Raw genomic sequence first — 16,470 nt, 5'->3', positions numbered from 1 at the left:
CACACATTGTCCCGCAACCGGTCAGCGGCATGGCTTGTGCGGCCTAGTTCCCGCCGAGTAGCTCAAGCTGTCCCACCCGGAGCAGTTCGATTCGCGGCCCACGTCGTGCCTCAACCCAGCCTCGCACACGAATCCTGCGATTTTCCAGAGACTTGGGCGCAAGCCCGGCGGCCTCGAACGCAGGGACTATGCGCTTTGAAATAGTCACAGCAAAGTCCTGTGTCCAGTTTCGGCCGAAATTCAGGTAGGTCGTCGCCCCCGCCTGGCGCACGGACAAAACCCTGCCCTCGACCACTGTAAAGCGCCCGATCCCGGCCAAAATATCGCCGGGACTTTCGGCGTTTTTTATGACGCTGGCCTCGCCCCAGGTTCCCGATCGGGCGGCCCGCGCCTCGGCCTCCGCGGCCATCAGGGCGGTGGCGCAGTCCTTGTCGGCGATATCAGATGATGCCAGCGCGAGGCCATGGCGCAGCAACTCCCCCTGCACCGGCACGTCGCTGGCCGCGAGGAAGGCAAAGGCCGGCTGCCGTCCATAGCGGTCCGGCGTGTCGTCCTGGCCGCGCAGCGTCACGTCGCGACCGAGCAGCAGCGCCGACAGCGCGGCTGCGGCCCTGGCCCGGTCGGCAATCTCGATGCCGGCAAGCTTGACCTCGCGGCCGTCGTCCAGCCGAAAGCTGCGCGCATCGACGATGGCGGCGACGCGGCCCTCGCCCTGCACCTCGAAATTGCATCCTGCCGCGTCGGCAGGTCCGATGCATGCGACGATCGCGAGCGCGCAGGCAGCCATCGTCAGAGCCGCCGGCCGGCGACGCCATGCTCTATCGCGGCGAGACGTCATGCTGCACTCGTCGTCACTCCGGCGCGCTCCGTTGCAAGCGTTGTCGTCACCAAGGACAGTCTGGCGGAAAGCGCGTCCCGGGGCCACAAGCGAAGCGAGACCACGCCGACCATCCCTGGTTCTGCCGCCGATCATTTTCCTGCGGCGCTTCTCATCGTACGCATGATCGTAGCGCGTGTTTCACGCCGCCGCATGTTGGCCACGCGACGAGCGTGTTCTCGTGTGCCCGGTATCGTGCCGAAGATTGTCGTTTACGCCGGAGTAGCGCGTCGTCGCGCCCGTCAACCTTACCCATTGACCATTGCAACTCCGTGCACGGAATGAGAATTTGTTATTATTGCCAATGACTTGCGCTGCAAGCTAACTGTCGGAAATTTTTGGAAACAGCGGCCCGTTGCGGTCGCTCGCACATATTTCCGAGGTCCTTGTGTCGAATCCCGTTGTTCTGACGCTGACGACCAGCGATCCCGTCCACGACTACACCCAGCTCTATGCAGCGATCACGGCGATCAGCGTCGGCGGTGGCCTCGCCGCGGCCAATACCGATTACGTGATCAACTTCTCGCTGTCGTCCGGCGCGCGCACGCTGCAATTGCTGGACGATCTGCCGGCCATCAATCTGATGAACGGCTCGACACTCACCTTCGACGGCAACTCCGACTACAACAATCAACTCGGTGGCCAGGACTACAGCGACGTCATCGACGCGCGCGGCTATCAGGGCTTCGTCGTCACCTCCGGCACGGTGACGTTCAAGAACCTCTCCATCATCAATGCGGTTGCGAGCGGCGGCAATGGCGGCACCGGCGGCGGTGGTGGAGGCGCGGGACTCGGCGGCGGCCTGTTCGTCGGAGCGAACGCCGACGTCACGCTCAACAATGTCAATTTTGGCAACAACACCGCCAAGGGCGGCGATGGCGGCGCGGTCGATCCAGCCGGCGGCGGCGGTGGTGGTGGCGGCATCGGTGCCGATGGCGGAGCCGGCAATGGCGGCGGCGGCGGTGGCGGCGGCTTCGGCGGCCAGGACTATTACGGTTACCAGGGCACCGGCGGCAACGGCTACACCGAGACGGGCTCTAACACCCAGCATCCCTCGACCGGCGCGAACAATGCGAGCGGCACGCCGGCGACGATCGGCGGCGCGGCCGGCGGCGGGCAGGGCGGCGACAATTACGGCGGCATCGGCTACGGCGCACATGCCGCCGGTGGCGCGAATGGCGGAGGCGGCGGCGGTGGTGTCGGCGGTGGCGGCGGCGGCATCGGTGGCGGCAATTCGACTGCCAACGGTCTCGGTGCTGGCTTCGGCGGAACGGGTGGTATCGGCGGCGGCGGCGGTGGCGGCATCTTCGCCGGCGGCAATGGCGGCTTTGCCGGCGGCGGCGGCGGATCCGGCAATGGCAGCGGATATGCGCATACCGGCGGCAATGGCGGATTTGGCGGCGGTGGCGGCGGTTCGAACGGCACGCCCGGCACCGGCGGCTTCGGCGCGGGCAGCGGCTCGCTCGCGGGCGGCGGTGGCGGCGGGCTTGGTGCCGGCGGCGACATCTTCGTTCAGCAGGGCGGCAAGCTGACCGTCATCGGCGGCACCCTGACGAATGGCACCGAGATCGGCGGCACCGGCGCCAACGGCGCCGGCAACGGCTCCGCCTATGGTGGTATCTTCATCCAGGGCACGATGACCGTCACGCCGACGCACACCGTGCCGACGGCGACCCAGGGATTGCAGACCGTCACCACGCTGACGATCGCCGACACCATCGCGGATGAAAGGGGCATCAGCGGCACCGGCACGAGCGGGAAGCTGGTCGTCTCCGGCGGCGGCACGCTGACACTGACCGGCGCCAACAGCTACGTCGGCGGCACCCAGATCGACAGCGGCAACACGCTCGCGATCACCGCCGATAACAACATCGGCGGCTCGGCCGGCGCGCTGATCCTCAACGGCGGCACGCTGACCACGACTGGCGGCTACACCTTCACCCACGACATTCAGGTCACCGCTAATGGCGGTACCCTCAACATCTCGTCCGGCACGATCGCCGACACCGGCTCGATCAGCGGCTCCGGCACATTCACGCTATCTGGTGCGGGCACCTTGCAACTCGGGCTCGGTCAGCTCGCCGGGTTGACCGGCACGCTCAACCTGAATGGCGGCCATCTCGGGTTGACCAGCGGCGGAATCTTTGACGACGCGATCGTCGTGAACGGCAGCACATCCGTTGCGGTCGGGACCGGCGCGACCGTCACCGACACCGCGCTGATCAGCGGCGGCGGCAATCTCGGCATCGACGGCGGCGGCACCTTCGTGCTCAGCCATGCCAACACCTATAGCAGCACAACGATCTATTCGGGGACAGCCTGGCTCACGACCTATGGCGCCGCCGGCACCGGCAACATCTCCTTCAGCACGGGGCTTGCCGGCACGCTGAAGATCGACAATGCCGCGCTGAACGGCAATGCGTTCACCAACACGATCTCGAACTTCAATCCCGGCCAGAAGATCGATCTCACCGGGCTGCAATACAACACCCAGAACCCGTCGCTCAACACGGTCAGCCTGTCCGGCAACACGCTCTCGATCTCCAACGGCACCACGACTGATACGTTGACTGTGAACGGGCTCGACGGCGGCACCCGCTTCCAGCTCACGCAGGATGCGACCGGCGGCACGATCGTGCAGATCATCTCGACCCGGGTGTTCAACGTCGCCAGCGTCGCCGATCTCAATGCGGCGATCCTGCAAATGGACTCTGGCGGACAGAACGCCGCGCAGAACGCCAATTACACGATCAACATCACGGCCAATTTCAGCCTGACGTCGGAGTTGTACGCTTTCAACCTGCTGAGCGGATCGAGCGTCACCATCAACGGCAGCGATGGCCATGGCGGTACCTACACAATCGACGGCCTCAACGCCCAGCGTGGCTTCTTCGTCTATGCAGGCAACGTCAATCTGGAAAACCTGACCATCCAGAACACGGTGGCGGCGGGCGGCGGTGTCGTCCGCGGTGGCGGCGGTGGCGGTGCCGGGCTCGGCGGCGCGCTGTTCATCTCGTCGAACGGCAGCGCGACGATCGACAATGTCATCTTCCACAACAGCGCCGCGATCGGTGGCAATGGCGGCGGCGGCGGCACCGGAAGTATCACCAGCTTCTACGGCCTGGGCGGCGGCGGCGGGATGGGCGGCCGCGGCGGAAGCAGCGGCGGCGGCGGCATCGGTCTTGGCGCCCAAGGCTCCGACTCCGTTGTCAGTTCCAACGGTGCGGGTGGCATTGTGCCTGGCACAGCCGGCGGCGGCAGAGGCAGCGATGGATACGACTTCCCCTATATGGGCGGGTACATCCACAACTACCGATCAGGCGGGGCAGGCGGTGCCAATGGCGGCGGTGGCGGCGCCGGGGGCGATGTCGGCATCAATACCCGCGCGAACGGGGCCGGCGGCGGCATCGGCGGCGGCAACTCGCTTGACGGCGGCAATGGCGGCTACGGCGGTGGCGGCGGCGCGGGTGGCAATGGCGGCTTCGGCGGTGGCGGTGGCTACGGCGGCAATGGTGGCTTCGGCGGCGGTGGCGGCATCGGCGCGATGGGCGGCTTCGGGGGCGGCAATGGCGGCACCAATGGCAACGGCGCGCCGGGTGGTGGCGGCGGCCTTGGCGCCGGCGGCACCGTCTTCGTCCAGCAAGGCGGCTCGCTGACCGTCAAGGGCGGCTCGCTCTCCAACGATTCGGGCTTCAACGCGGTCGCCGGCGGCACTGATGGCAGTGGCCAGGGCAGCGGCTCGGGCTTGGGCTCCGGCATCTTCATCCAGGGCAACAACACGCTCAGCTTCGCGCCAGTCAGCGGCCAGACGCTCACCGTCGCCAACGACATCGCCGACCAGAGCGGCAATGGCGGCACCGGCGCCAATGCCGGCACCGGCAGCGTCGCCATCAGCGGTGGCGGCACCGTCGTGCTCGGCGGCACCAACAGCTACACCGGCAACACCACGCTCAGTGGCGCCGGCACCGTGATTTCGATTTCAGCCAACGTCAATCTCGGTGCGGTCACCAGCATCCTGAAGCTGGGCGACGGCACCGGCATCAGCTTCACCGGAAGCTTCACGCAGACCCACAACATCACCGTCGCCGGCGATCCGACCTTCAATGTCGCCGCCGGTCAAACCGTGACCCAGAGCGGCGTCATCTCCGACGGCGCCGCACCTGGCGATGTCGAGGTGACAGGCGGCGGCCGGCTGGTGCTTTCAGCGTACAACACCTATTCAGGCGGCACCGTCATCAAGGGCGCCACCCTCGAACTGGCAGCGAATGGCGCCGCGGGATCAGGCGCGATCGCTTTCACCGACGGCACCGTCGACAAGCTGGTGCTCGATGCCGCGGCGTTCTCGGGCACGGCGTTCGGCACGTCGATCACCGGCTTCGGCGGCGGCGACACCATCGACTTTGCCAACATCGCCTACGACGCGACGGCGACGCTGTCCTATGCCAACGGCGTGCTGCTGGTGAAGAGCAGCGGCGGCACGGTCCTCGCGTCGCTCAATCTGACCTTCGGGCTCGGCGGCTCGGCGAGCTCACTGATGCTCGCCTCCGATGGCTCCGCCACGCCGCATCTCGAGATCAGTGCGCAGGCAGCCATCACCTCGGTCACCGCTGACACCACCGGTCACGTCACGGTCCTGAACGCCGGCAAGGTCGTCACCATATCGGTTAATTTCAGCAACACCATCAGCGTGACCGGCGCGCCGCAATTGCTGCTCAACGACGGCAAGGCTGCGACCTATCTCAGCGGCAGCGGCTCGCACACGCTGGTGTTCAGTTACACCGTGCAGGACGGCGACAACACCTCCGACCTTCAGGTGCAGAGCCTTTCGCTCAATGCCGGCACCATCAAGGATCCGGGCGGCCAGGACGCAGGACTGGGCCGTGCGGCAACGGACCTGCATCTCGTGGTCGACACCGCGGCGCCGACCGTGTCGGTGGCGGCGAGCGCGACCGCGCTGCTGGCCGGGCAGACCTCGACCGTCACCTTCACCTTCTCCGAGGCGGTCACGGGCTTCGCGCTGTCGGATACGACGGTGAGCGGCGGCACGTTGAGCAACCTCGTCCATGTCGGCCTCAACGCCTCGCACCAGGACATCTACACCGCGACCTTCACGCCCGACGTGACCAACGCCGAGGCAGGCGCGGTGCAGGTCAATGCGTCGAGCTATGCCGACAGCGCGGGAAATGCCGGCGCGGCGAGCAGCACGGTGAGTTTCACCGGCGACACCAAGGCGCCGACGGTGCAGGTCACCGCCGATCACAACACGCTGACCGCCGGCGATAGCGCCGTGGTCACCTTCACCTTCTCCGAAGCCGTCACCGGCTTCGGGCTTGGCGATGTCACGGTCCCAGGCGGCACGCTGAGTAACCTCAGCCATGTCGGCGTCGATAGCTCCGGCCACGACGTCTACACCGCGACCTTCACGCCCGACGTGACCAACACCGAGGCGGGCTCGGTGCAGGTCAATGCGTCGAGCTATACCGACGTCGCCGGCAATTCCGGCGTGGCGAGCAACACCATCAACTTCACTGGCGACACCAAGGCGCCGACCGTGTCGGTGGCCGCCGATCACAGCGCGCTGCTGGCCGGTCAGACCGCGGTGGTGACCTTCACCTTCTCCGAGGCCGTCGCCAGCTTCGCGCTCAATGACGTCACCGTCCATGGCGGCACGCTGGGCAGCCTCGTCCATGTCGGCGTCAACGGATCCGGTCAGGACATCTACACCGCGACCTTCACGCCGGACGCGACCAACGCCGAGGCGGGCTCGATAAAGGTCAACGCATCCAGTTACAGCGACACGGCCGGCAATGCCGGCGGAGCCAGCAACACGGTCAACTTCACCGGCGATACGCTGGCGCCGACGGTGTCGGTCACGCTCAACCCGGACACGGTGCTGGCCGGCGACGACTCGGTCGCGACCTTCGCCTTCTCGGAGGCTGTCTCGGGCTTCACGCTCGCCGGCACCACCGTGCATGGCGGCGTGCTGAGCCATCTCGTGCATGTCGGGCTCAACGGCTCCGGCCACGACATCTACACCGCGACCTTCACGCCTGACGTCAGCGACACCGAGGCGGGCTCGGTGAAGGTCAATGCGTCCAGTTACAGCGACACGGCGGGGAATGCCGGCGCCGCGAGCAACACAGCCACGATCGGTGGCGATACGCTGGCGCCGACGGTGTCGATCGCGGTGGACCGCAACGCGCTGCTGGCGGGCCAGACCGCGCTGGTGACGTTCACCTTCTCCGAACAGCTCGCGAGCTTCGCGCTCAGTGACGTCACCGTGCATGGCGGGACGTTGGGACATCTGGTCCATGTCGGCGTCAATGCGTCGGGCCAGGACATCTACACGGCGACCTTCACGCCAGATGAGAGCAACGCCGAGGTCGGCTCGGTGCAGGTCAGGGCGTCGAGCTATACCGACGTCGCGGGCAACGCGGGCGCGGCGAGCGGTACCATCGATTTCACCGGCGATACCAAGGCGCCGACGGTGTCGGTCGCGGCGACCCCGAACTCGGTGCTGGCCGGCCAGACGTCGGTCGTCACCTTCACCTTCTCGGAGCACGTCACGGGCTTTGCGCTCACCGACACCGTCGTCGCCGGCGGTGCGCTGAGCAATCTGGTCCATGTCGGGCTCAACGTGTCGGGCCAGGATGTCTACACCGCGACCTTCACGCCAGATATCAACGACGTGCTGGCTGGCTCGATCCGGGTCACGGCCTCGAGCTATGCCGACGATGCCGGCAATGCCGGCACGGCGAGCAACACTGCTTCGATCGGCGGCGATACGCATTCGCCGACGGTGTCGGTGGTGGCCGATCACACTTTGCTGCGCGCGGGCGATACGGCGCGCATGACGTTCATCTTCTCGGAGGCCGTCGCGGGCTTCGGGCTCGGCGATGTCACCGTCCATGGCGGCACGCTGGGCAGCCTGATTCATGTCGGCCTGAACGGGTTGGGTCAGGATATCTACACCGCGTTCTTCACGCCTGACGTCACCGATCATCTGTCAGCCGACCTGTCCGTCGTTGGTGCGAGCTACGCCGACGTCGCCGGCAATGCCGGCGCGGCAAGCGGCACCATCAATTTCTCCGGTGATACCAAGGCGCCATCGGCCCCAAGGCTGGCGTTGCACCAGGACACCGGTTTCTCCGGTGCCGATCACATCACCAGCAATGCGCTGATCGACTACACGAGGTCCGACCCGGCCGATACGCTGCGCTTCAAGGCAGATGGTGCGTCGAGCTTCTCCACGGTGGCGCCGGTGTTCACGACCGACGGCGTGCATACCGTGACGGTGCAGGAGGTCGATGCCGCCGGCAATGTCAGCGCATCTTCGAGCCTGACCTTCACCCTCGACACGACAGCGCCCCATCTCACCGGCATCACCGCGACGCCGTCCGGTGGCGCGGCGGCGACCGGCGCGCTGGTGCAATTGACCGTCGGTTTCAACGAGGCGGTTCACGTCAATGGCGGAACGCCAGCCCTGACGTTGAACGATGGCGGCAGCGCAATCTATGATGCCGCCGCGACGGCGCTGCTCAGCGATCCCTCGAAACTGGTGTTCGATCACATCGTGTCGTCGACGGATCGCGCCGCCGCGCTGGCCGTGACCGGTTTCACCTCGAATGGCGCCAACGTCGTGGATCTGGCCGGCAATGCGGCCTCGCTGTCGGCCGTGTCCGCCGTGTTCGACGCGCTGCACATCAACGAGACCATCGCGCCGGCCTACACGCTCGGACCGATCACGCGGCCGGAGCTGCATCTTGATCTGGGCGGTCACGTCATCATGGATGCGGCAGCATCGGCATTCGCGGGACAATATGGCATGCAGTATCTGTTCCTCGGCCTGCCGCCCGGAACGCCGTATCAGACCGTCCCCGACTTTCATCTCTGATCGCTGCGCCGCGAGCTCCGGCGCAGCATCTCATTCCGCTTGATGGAAAACAGATTGCTGTCCTGTGCGGCTTGCTGCAGTGCGGGCCATGCGGCATGATCCGCCCCTCGAAACGGACCTGATGGAATGAGGTCCGCGCTTCAACGGGAGGATTTGATGAGACGAGTTTTGGCCGGCGTGTTGGCCTGTGTGTTTGCGATCTCGGCGAATGCGTCGCTGGCGCAGGACAAGCCTCCGCTGAAGCTCGGCGGCATCCTCGACATGTCGAGCCTCTATGCTGACATCACCGGCTCGGGCAGCGAAACCGCGGCCAAGATGGCGGCGGAGGACTTTGGCGGTACGGTGCTCGGCCGCAAGATCGAGATCGTGGTCGGCGACCATCTCAACAAGGCCGACCTGTCGGCCAACATCGCCCGCGACATGATCGACAATCAGGGCGTCGAGATGATCTTCGACGTCGCAGCCTCCGCCACCGCGCTCGCCGCGGCCGAGATCGCCAAGGCGCGCAACAAGATCATCATCTTCAACGGCCCCGGCTCGATCCGGCTCTCCAACGAGGCCTGCGGCCCCTACACCGTACATTATGTGTTCGACACCTTCGCGCAGGCCAATGTGACCGGCCTTGCCGCGGTGAAATCCGGCCTCGACACCTGGTTCTTCCTCACCGCCGATTACGCCTTCGGCCAGGATCTCGAAAAGGACACCAGCAATGTCGTGATCAAGTCGGGCGGCAAGGTGCTCGGCAGCGTGCGGCATCCAATCAACACCTCGGACTTCTCGTCTTTCCTGCTGCAAGCACAGGCTTCGAAAGCCAAGGTGATCGGGCTTGCCAATGCCGGCGGCGACACCATCAATGCGATCAAGCAGGCCGCCGAGTTCGGCCTGACCAAGAGCGGCCAGAGGCTGTCGCCGCTGTTGGCCTTCGTCACCGATATCGACAGCGTCGGGCTCGAGACCGCGCAGGGCCTGCTGCTCGCGGAAGCGTTCTATTGGGACCTCAATGACGACACCCGCGCGTTCTCCAAGCGTTTCATGGAGCGCACCAAGCGGGTGCCGACCTCGGCGCAGGCCGGCGTCTATTCCTCCGTGCTGCACTATTTGAACGCGGTGAAGACCGCCGGCACCACCGATGCGGCCGCCGTCATGAAGGTGATGAAGGAAACCCCGATCAACGACATGTTCGCCAAGAACGGCCGGATTCGCGAGGACGGCCGCATGGTCCACGACATGTACTTGTTCGAGGTCGAGAAGCCCTCGGAATCGAAGGGCCGCTGGGACGACTACAAGCTGCTCGCAACCGTGCCAGGCGACCAAGCATTCCAGCCGCTGGCGGACTCGCGCTGTCCGCTGGTGAAGAAGTGACGAATTGAAAACAACAACGAAAGGCAAAACGCCATGAGCGATAACCAGATGGTCCTTCAATCCCTCGACAAGGGCCTGCTCACCATCACCATGAACCGTCCGGATCGGCGCAATGCGCTCAATCCCGACATGACGCAGGGTCTCGTCGAGGCGGCGCGGCGGGCGCAGGACGATACCGAGGTGCGCGCGGTGCTGATCCGGGGCGCCGGCGGCACCTTCTGCGTCGGCGGTGACGTCAAGTCGATGGCGGCCGGCCGCGCGCCGCTGCCGTTCGAGGCCAAGATGGCCAACCTGCGCCGCGGCATGGAGGTCTCGCGGATCCTGCACCAGATGCCGAAGCCGGTGGTGGCGCAACTCGACGGCGCGGCAGCAGGCGCCGGCCTCTCGATCGCACTGTCCTGCGACCTCCGCGTCGCCAGCGCGTCCTGCAAGATCACCACGGCTTTCGCCAAGGTCGGTTTCTCTGGTGACTATGGCGGCACCTACTTTCTCACCAAGATGCTCGGCAGCGCCAAGGCGCGCGAGCTGTACTTGATGTCGCCGGTGCTGTCGGCGCAGGAGGCCTTCAACCTCGGCATGGTCTCCAAGGTGGTGCCCGATGCCGATGTCGAGGCGGAGACGCTGGAGCTGGCGCGGTCGCTGGCGCAGGGCCCGTCGGTCGCGCTCGGCTACATCAAGCGCAACATCAACAATGCCGAGACCATGACGCTCGAGGCCTGCTTCGACGGCGAGGCGATCCACCACACCCGCGCCGGCGAGACCACCGACCACAAGGAAGCGGCCAAGGCTTTCGTCGAGAAGCGCAAGCCCACCTTCCAGGGGCAGTAAGCCATGACCGGGTATATGCGGCTGCGGCAGATCTGCCTGGTGGCGCCGCAGCTTGCGCCCGTGATCGCCGATATCTCCGCGATCATGGGGCTCGATGTCTGCTACCGCGACGGCAACGTCGCCAAATACGGGCTCGAGAACGCGCTGCTGCCGGTCGATACGATCCTGCTGGAAGTCGTCGCGCCGTTCCAGCCGGGACCGGGCACGGCGGCCGGCCGCTTCATCGAGAAGACTGGCGGCCGCGGCGGCTACATGGCGATCTTCGCTTGCGAAGATCCCGACGCGCGCGGCGCGAATGCCAATGCGATGGGCGTGCGTACCGCGAACGTCATCACGCATGCGCCCTATCATGGCGTGCAGCTGCATCCGCGCGACTGCCGCGCGGCCTTCATCGAGTTCAACCACACCGACGGCAGCGACGACATCCTGGGGCCGTACCCGCCGGCCGGCCCGGACTGGCAGACGTCGATCCGCAAGGACACGACCCTGGCGCTGACCGAGGTCGAGATGCAGAGCCCGGAGCCCGAGGCGTTGGCGGCGCATTGGGGCAAGATCGTCGGCATTGCTGCCGATGGTGCCACGGTGAAGCTGCCGAACAGCACCTTCCGCTTCGTCCAGGGCGATAGCGAGATCATGAGCGGCTTGACGTTCAAGGTCGTCGATAAGGCCAAGGTGCTGGGGACGGCGAAAGCCAAAGGCTGCGTGGTTGATGGCGATCAGTTCCAGCTTTGCGGTGTGACGTTCAAGCTGACGGCGTGATGTTGTAACCCGGATGCAGCGAAGCAAAATCGGGGATCGCGCTCTCAGCGGATAGGCCGTCCCCGGATTGCGCTGCGCTGCATCCGGGCCACGCGGCCCGTCATCCTGAGGAGCGCGTAGCGCGTCTCGAAGGATGCACGGCCCGGCTGGTGGCCGATTCATCCTTCGAGATGGCCGCGTTGCGGCCTCATCAGGATGACGGGGTGAGGTTGAGCTCATCCCAACGATCCAATATCGTCGAACGCAACGATAACAATTGGAACGCGCCCATGCCGCATCCGCTCGATACCTTCTTTGCCCCAAAGAGCATCGCGCTGATCGGCGCGTCGCGCGATCACGAGAAGATACCCGGCCGGCTGCTCGCGATGCTGCGCAAGAACGGCTATCCGGGCGCGCTCTATCCGATCAACCCGAACTATGACGAGATCGACGGCTTGAAATGCTTCAAGTCGATCGTCGATATCGGTGCGCCGATCGATCTCGCCGTCGTCGTCATTCCCGCCCGCGCGGTGCTGACGGCGCTGGAGCAGTGCGCGGCGGTCGGCGTCAAGAACGCGGTCATCATCTCCTCGGGCTTTGCCGAGGAGGGCGGCGACAGCGCCGACATGCAGGACGCGATCGTGGCGCTGGCGAAACGGACGGGGATGCGGATCTCCGGTCCCAATGCCGAAGGCTTTTACAGCCAGGTGCAGAAGGTCGCCGCGACCTTCAGCCCGACCGTCGACGTCAAGCCGGATGCGCCGGTGCTGGTCGCGAGCCAGCGGCGGATCGGTATTGTCGCGCAGAGCGGCGGCATCGGCTTTGCGATCTATCATCGCGCCAAAGCGCTTGGCGTCGCGTTGAGCTACGTCGTCAGCGCCGGCAATGAGAGCGATCTCGCCGCCGGCGAGTTTCTCGACTACATGGTGCAGGATGCCTCGACCGACGTGATCCTGCTGTTCATCGAAGGCATTCGCGACGTCGACAAGTTCCTGGCCGCGGCGAAGCGCGCGGCGGAGATCAGGAAACCCGTGATCGTCACCAAGGTCGGCCGTTCCGGCGCCGGCGAGCGTGCGGCGGCCTCGCACACCGCGAGCATGGCGGGCTGGTCGGCGGCCTATGATGCCGTCTTCGCGAAATACGGCTTCATCGTCTCCAACGATCTCGATGAGGCCGTGACGATTGCTGCCGTGTTGACCACCAATCCGCTGCCGAAGGGCGATCGCGTCGCGGTGCTCACCGTGTCTGGCGGCGCTGGTATCTGGGGCGCCGATACCGTCTCGATGCAGGGCCTGCGGGTCCCGGAGCTTTCCGCCGGAATCCAGAACCAGATCAAGCAATGGATGCCGTCCTATGGCGCGGCGGGCAATCCCGTCGACGTCACCGCGCAGGGCGTCTCTTCCGGCGGTTTGCAGAAGAGCATCGAGTTGTTCGACGCGTCAGATGAAGTGGACGCGACGCTGGTCGTGCTGTCGCTGTCGAGCGAGACGCGGATGCCGTTCAAGGAGGTCGAGCTGAAGCCGCTGATCGCGGCGCAGCGCAAGCCGGTGGTGTTCTATTCCTACACGCTGCCGTCGTCATTCGCGCGGCAGGAGCTGGCGAAATCCGGCGTGGTGGTGCTGTCGGGACTGACCCATGTCGGCGTCGCGATGCGGCGGCTGGCGGATTATGCCGGCTTCGCGCCGGCGCCGGAGATCGCAGCAACGTCGCCGGCGCGCGATCTCTCCGCGCATCTGAAGGCGAAGACGCTCTCCGAACATGACAGCAAGTCGCTGTTGCGCGCGGCCGGCGTCGCGTTGCCGGACGAAGTGCTGGTGACCGATCGCGACGGGCTCGACGCTGCGATCGAGCGGGCCGGATTTCCGCTGGTCATGAAGATCCAGTCGCCGGCGATCGCGCACAAGAGCGAGGTCGGCGGCGTCCGCGTCAACATCGCAGCCAAGGGCGCGGCGTTCATCGCCTATCGCGACATGCTGGAGACGGTGCAGAAGGCGCGGCCGGACGCCGCGATCCAGGGCGTGCTGGTCGGGCCGATGGCCAGGAAGGGCGTCGAGATCATCGTCGGCACGATGACGGACAAGACCTTCGGGCCAATGGTGATGGTGGGGCTCGGCGGCATCACCACCGAGCTGTTCAAGGACGTGGTCTATCGCCCGGCGCCGGTCAGCGCGGCGGAGGCAACCGCGATGCTGGCGACGCTGAAGGCCGCGCCGCTGTTGCACGGCTTTCGTGGTGCGCCGAAGGCGGATGTCACAGCGCTTGCGCAGTTGATCTCGCAGATTTCAGTACTGGCGGCGCAGCATCGAAGCGAGATTGCCGAGATCGAGGTCAATCCGGTGCTGGTGCATCCGGAGGGGCAGGGCGTCACGATTGTCGATGCGCTGGTGGTGCCGAGGAGTTAATCAACCCCGTCATTCCGGGACATCGCGAAGCGATGGGCCCGGAATCCATACTCACGATCATGGTTATCGATTCCGGGCTCGCGACTGCGTCGCGCCCCGGAATGACGGGTGGAAAGAGAATGGTGTGCCCCTTCCGCGGGCCGCGGCGTATGGGTCCCGGCTTTCGCCGGGACGACCATGTGGAGAGAGCCGCGGCTACCGCCCCTTGAAGTTGGCGACGCGGCGCTCGGCGGTGGCCTTGACGCCTTCCTTGAAGTCTTCGGTGGCGCGGAGCTTGGTCTGCTCTTCCAACTCATGGTTGGTCGCGGCGAGCACGCGGTCGGCGAGGCCGGCGCGCATGGTGGCGCGGGTCGAGACCAGGCCGAGCGGGGAGCATTCGGCGATCTCCTGCGCGAGCTTCATTGCCTCGGCACGCACCTGATCCTGCGGCACCAGCACATTGGCGAGGCCCCAGCGATAGGCCTCTTCGCCGGTGACGCGGCGGCTGGTGTAGAACATCAGCTCGGCATTGTTCTTGCCGATCAGCTCCGGCAGCGTCGTCGTCAGGCCGAAGCCCGGATGGAAGCCGAGCTTGGTGAAGTTCGCGGCGAAGCGCGCCTCGGGGCAGGCGACGCGGAAGTCGGCCGAGACCGCAAGGCCGAGACCGCCGCCGATCGCGGCGCCATGGATCGCGGCGACGATCGGCTTCTTGTTGCGGAAGATGCGGACCGCCTGGACGTAGAGATGGTTGATCGGCAGGTTCGAGGCCGGATCGCTCTTGGCGCGCTCCTCTTGCTCCTGGCGGGCCGGGTCGCCGAAATTGGCGCCGGCGCAGAACGCCTTGCCCTGGGCTGCGAGCACCGAAGCGCGGATCTCGATGTTGTTGTCGAACTCCTCCAGCGCGTCGGCGATCTGGTTGATCAGCGCGACGTCGAAGAAGTTCAGCGGCGGCTTGCGGATTTCGATCAGGCCGACATGGCCGTGGGTCTCGACGCCGATATCAGTGTACTTGGTCATCTCTTGTCTCCGGTAAGGCTGCTATCTCTCGGTGCGATCGGTGTCACCTCTCCCAAGGGGAGAGGTCGATTTGCGCGAGCAAATCGGGTGAGGGGTTGTGCTCTCTCGATAGACCGTAATCCCTCACCCGGCGCTATGCGCCGACCTCTCCTTCCGGGAGAGGTCGATCGAGCGCCTGGCTGGGTCATCGATCTCATCGACTAACGCAAACCGAGCCCGCGGGCGATGATGCCGCGCAGTACCTCGGTGGTGCCGCCCTGGATCGTCAGCTTGGGTGCGGTCTTGATGGCGAAATCGAGCTGCTTCTCCAGCGTCTCGCGGTTGGTCGCGGTCTCCTCGACGAAGGCCGCGAGATCGCGCACGCGATGCGGCAGCTGCTGCTCCCACACCGTGCCGATGTCCTTGACGATGGAGGCTTCCACCACCGGCTCCTTGCCGGCTTGCAGCATGCCGGCGACGGACACCGACATGCGGCGCATGGTGTGCACCTGCGCCACCAGGCGGCCGATGCCCTCGGCGCTGCGAGTGTCCGGATTCTTGCCGACCGCACGCACCAGCTCGGTGAGCACGTAATACGTCTCGAGGAAGCGCTCGGGGCCGCTTCGCTCATAGGCGAGCTCTGATGTGGCCTGCTTCCAGGCGCCATCGACTTCGCCCAGCACGTGATCCTCCGGCACGAAGTAATCGGTGAACACGACCTCGTTGAACTCGAACTGGCCGGTGATCTGGCCGATCGGATTCACCTGGATGCCCGGCTGCTTCATCTTGACCAGGAACTGGGTCAGGCCGTGGCGGCGGTTTTCCTTGGTCGGCGGCGAGGTGCGGAAGATCGCGATCATGTAGTCGGCGATGTGCGCCGACGAGGTCCAGATCTTGGTGCCGTTGATCAGGTAACCGCCGTCGGTCTTGGTCGCGCGGGTCTTCGCCGCGAACAGATCGGAGCCGGAGTTCGGTTCGCTCATGCCGATGGCGAAGCAGACCTCGCCGCGGCAGATCCGCGGCAGGATGTCCATCTTGATGTGCTCGGGGGCGTATTTCAGCAGCACCGGGCCGCTCTGGCGGTCCGCGACGAAGAAGCGCCGGGTCGGCGCGTTCGCCACCCGCATCTCCTCGGTCACCACGTAGCGTTCGAGGAACGAGCGCTCCTGGCCGCCATATTTCTTGGGCCAGGTCATGCCGAGCCAGCCCTTGGCGCCGACGCGGCGGGAGAATTCCGGCGCGTCATTGTCCTCGCGGTTCGGCGCGTGGGGATCGAAGGTGCCGGCGGCGATTTCCTCGGCGAGGAAGGCACGCACTTCCTTGCGGAGCTGCTCGCATTTCTCGGGCAGGCGGATCGGATCGAAACGAAGGGCTGCAGTCATGATGTCCAGTCC

The 16,470-nt window shown here is 65.9% G+C and carries 8 protein-coding genes; 5 read left to right on the top strand and 3 right to left on the bottom strand.

The window, feature by feature from the left end:
- Nucleotides 1-43: 43 nt before the first annotated feature.
- Nucleotides 44-787 carry a thermonuclease family protein gene (locus B2W55_RS21120; RefSeq protein ID WP_024582667.1) on the bottom strand — a complete coding sequence of 248 codons (744 nt, stop codon included), beginning with the start codon at nucleotides 785-787 and terminating at the stop codon, nucleotides 44-46.
- A gap of 478 nt (nucleotides 788-1,265) precedes the next feature.
- Between B2W55_RS21120 and B2W55_RS21115 the strand changes: the two genes are divergently transcribed.
- The 5 genes from B2W55_RS21115 to B2W55_RS21095 all read left to right on the top strand — a co-directional run bounded on the left by B2W55_RS21115 (nucleotide 1,266) and on the right by B2W55_RS21095 (nucleotide 14,101).
- Nucleotides 1,266-8,771 (top strand): Ig-like domain-containing protein, encoded by a 7,506-nt coding sequence (locus tag B2W55_RS21115; RefSeq protein ID WP_024582668.1) that lies wholly within the window; start codon nucleotides 1,266-1,268, stop codon nucleotides 8,769-8,771.
- Between the two features lie 156 nt (nucleotides 8,772-8,927).
- The gene (locus B2W55_RS21110; RefSeq protein ID WP_024582669.1) at nucleotides 8,928-10,133 is read left to right on the top strand and encodes an ABC transporter substrate-binding protein; all 1,206 of its coding nucleotides are present in this window, start codon (nucleotides 8,928-8,930) and stop codon (nucleotides 10,131-10,133) included.
- Nucleotides 10,134-10,166: 33 nt separating this feature from the next.
- Nucleotides 10,167-10,961 (top strand): enoyl-CoA hydratase, encoded by a 795-nt coding sequence (locus tag B2W55_RS21105; RefSeq protein WP_024582670.1) that lies wholly within the window; start codon nucleotides 10,167-10,169, stop codon nucleotides 10,959-10,961.
- A 3-nt stretch (nucleotides 10,962-10,964) separates the two neighbouring features.
- Nucleotides 10,965-11,720, top strand: a complete 756-nt coding sequence (locus B2W55_RS21100; RefSeq protein ID WP_024582671.1) for a VOC family protein — start codon at nucleotides 10,965-10,967, stop codon at nucleotides 11,718-11,720.
- A 269-nt stretch (nucleotides 11,721-11,989) separates the two neighbouring features.
- Nucleotides 11,990-14,101 carry an acetate--CoA ligase family protein gene (locus B2W55_RS21095; RefSeq protein WP_024582672.1) on the top strand — a complete coding sequence of 704 codons (2,112 nt, stop codon included), beginning with the start codon at nucleotides 11,990-11,992 and terminating at the stop codon, nucleotides 14,099-14,101.
- Nucleotides 14,102-14,296: 195 nt separating this feature from the next.
- Here the strand turns inward: B2W55_RS21095 and B2W55_RS21090 are convergent, their stop codons facing one another.
- Both B2W55_RS21090 and B2W55_RS21085 read right to left on the bottom strand, forming a co-directional pair.
- Entirely contained in the window at nucleotides 14,297-15,097 is an 801-nt protein-coding gene (locus tag B2W55_RS21090) for an enoyl-CoA hydratase/isomerase family protein (RefSeq protein ID WP_024582673.1), read from the bottom strand.
- A 200-nt stretch (nucleotides 15,098-15,297) separates the two neighbouring features.
- Nucleotides 15,298-16,458 (bottom strand): acyl-CoA dehydrogenase family protein, encoded by a 1,161-nt coding sequence (locus tag B2W55_RS21085; RefSeq protein ID WP_024582674.1) that lies wholly within the window; start codon nucleotides 16,456-16,458, stop codon nucleotides 15,298-15,300.
- Nucleotides 16,459-16,470: the final 12 nt, after the last annotated feature.

Origin of the sequence: Bradyrhizobium sp. UBA2491, from assembly GCF_002341725.1 — a bacterium.
Taxonomy (GTDB): Bacteria; Pseudomonadota; Alphaproteobacteria; order Rhizobiales; family Xanthobacteraceae; genus Bradyrhizobium.
The sequence above is the reverse complement of the archived record's forward strand: the minus strand, read 5'-3'. Positions and strand labels throughout refer to the sequence as shown.

Bases quoted from the DNA above. Each gene is read 5' to 3' on its own strand.
- B2W55_RS21085 (WP_024582674.1), bottom strand. From the start codon at position 16,458: ATGACTGCAGCCCTTCGTTTCGATCCGATCCGCCTGCCCGAGAAATGC.
- B2W55_RS21110 (WP_024582669.1), top strand. From the start codon at position 8,928: ATGAGACGAGTTTTGGCCGGCGTGTTGGCCTGTGTGTTTGCGATCTCG.
- B2W55_RS21095 (WP_024582672.1), top strand. From the start codon at position 11,990: ATGCCGCATCCGCTCGATACCTTCTTTGCCCCAAAGAGCATCGCGCTG.
- B2W55_RS21105 (WP_024582670.1), top strand. From the start codon at position 10,167: ATGAGCGATAACCAGATGGTCCTTCAATCCCTCGACAAGGGCCTGCTC.
- B2W55_RS21100 (WP_024582671.1), top strand. From the start codon at position 10,965: ATGACCGGGTATATGCGGCTGCGGCAGATCTGCCTGGTGGCGCCGCAG.
- B2W55_RS21090 (WP_024582673.1), bottom strand. From the start codon at position 15,097: ATGACCAAGTACACTGATATCGGCGTCGAGACCCACGGCCATGTCGGC.
- B2W55_RS21120 (WP_024582667.1), bottom strand. From the start codon at position 787: ATGGCTGCCTGCGCGCTCGCGATCGTCGCATGCATCGGACCTGCCGAC.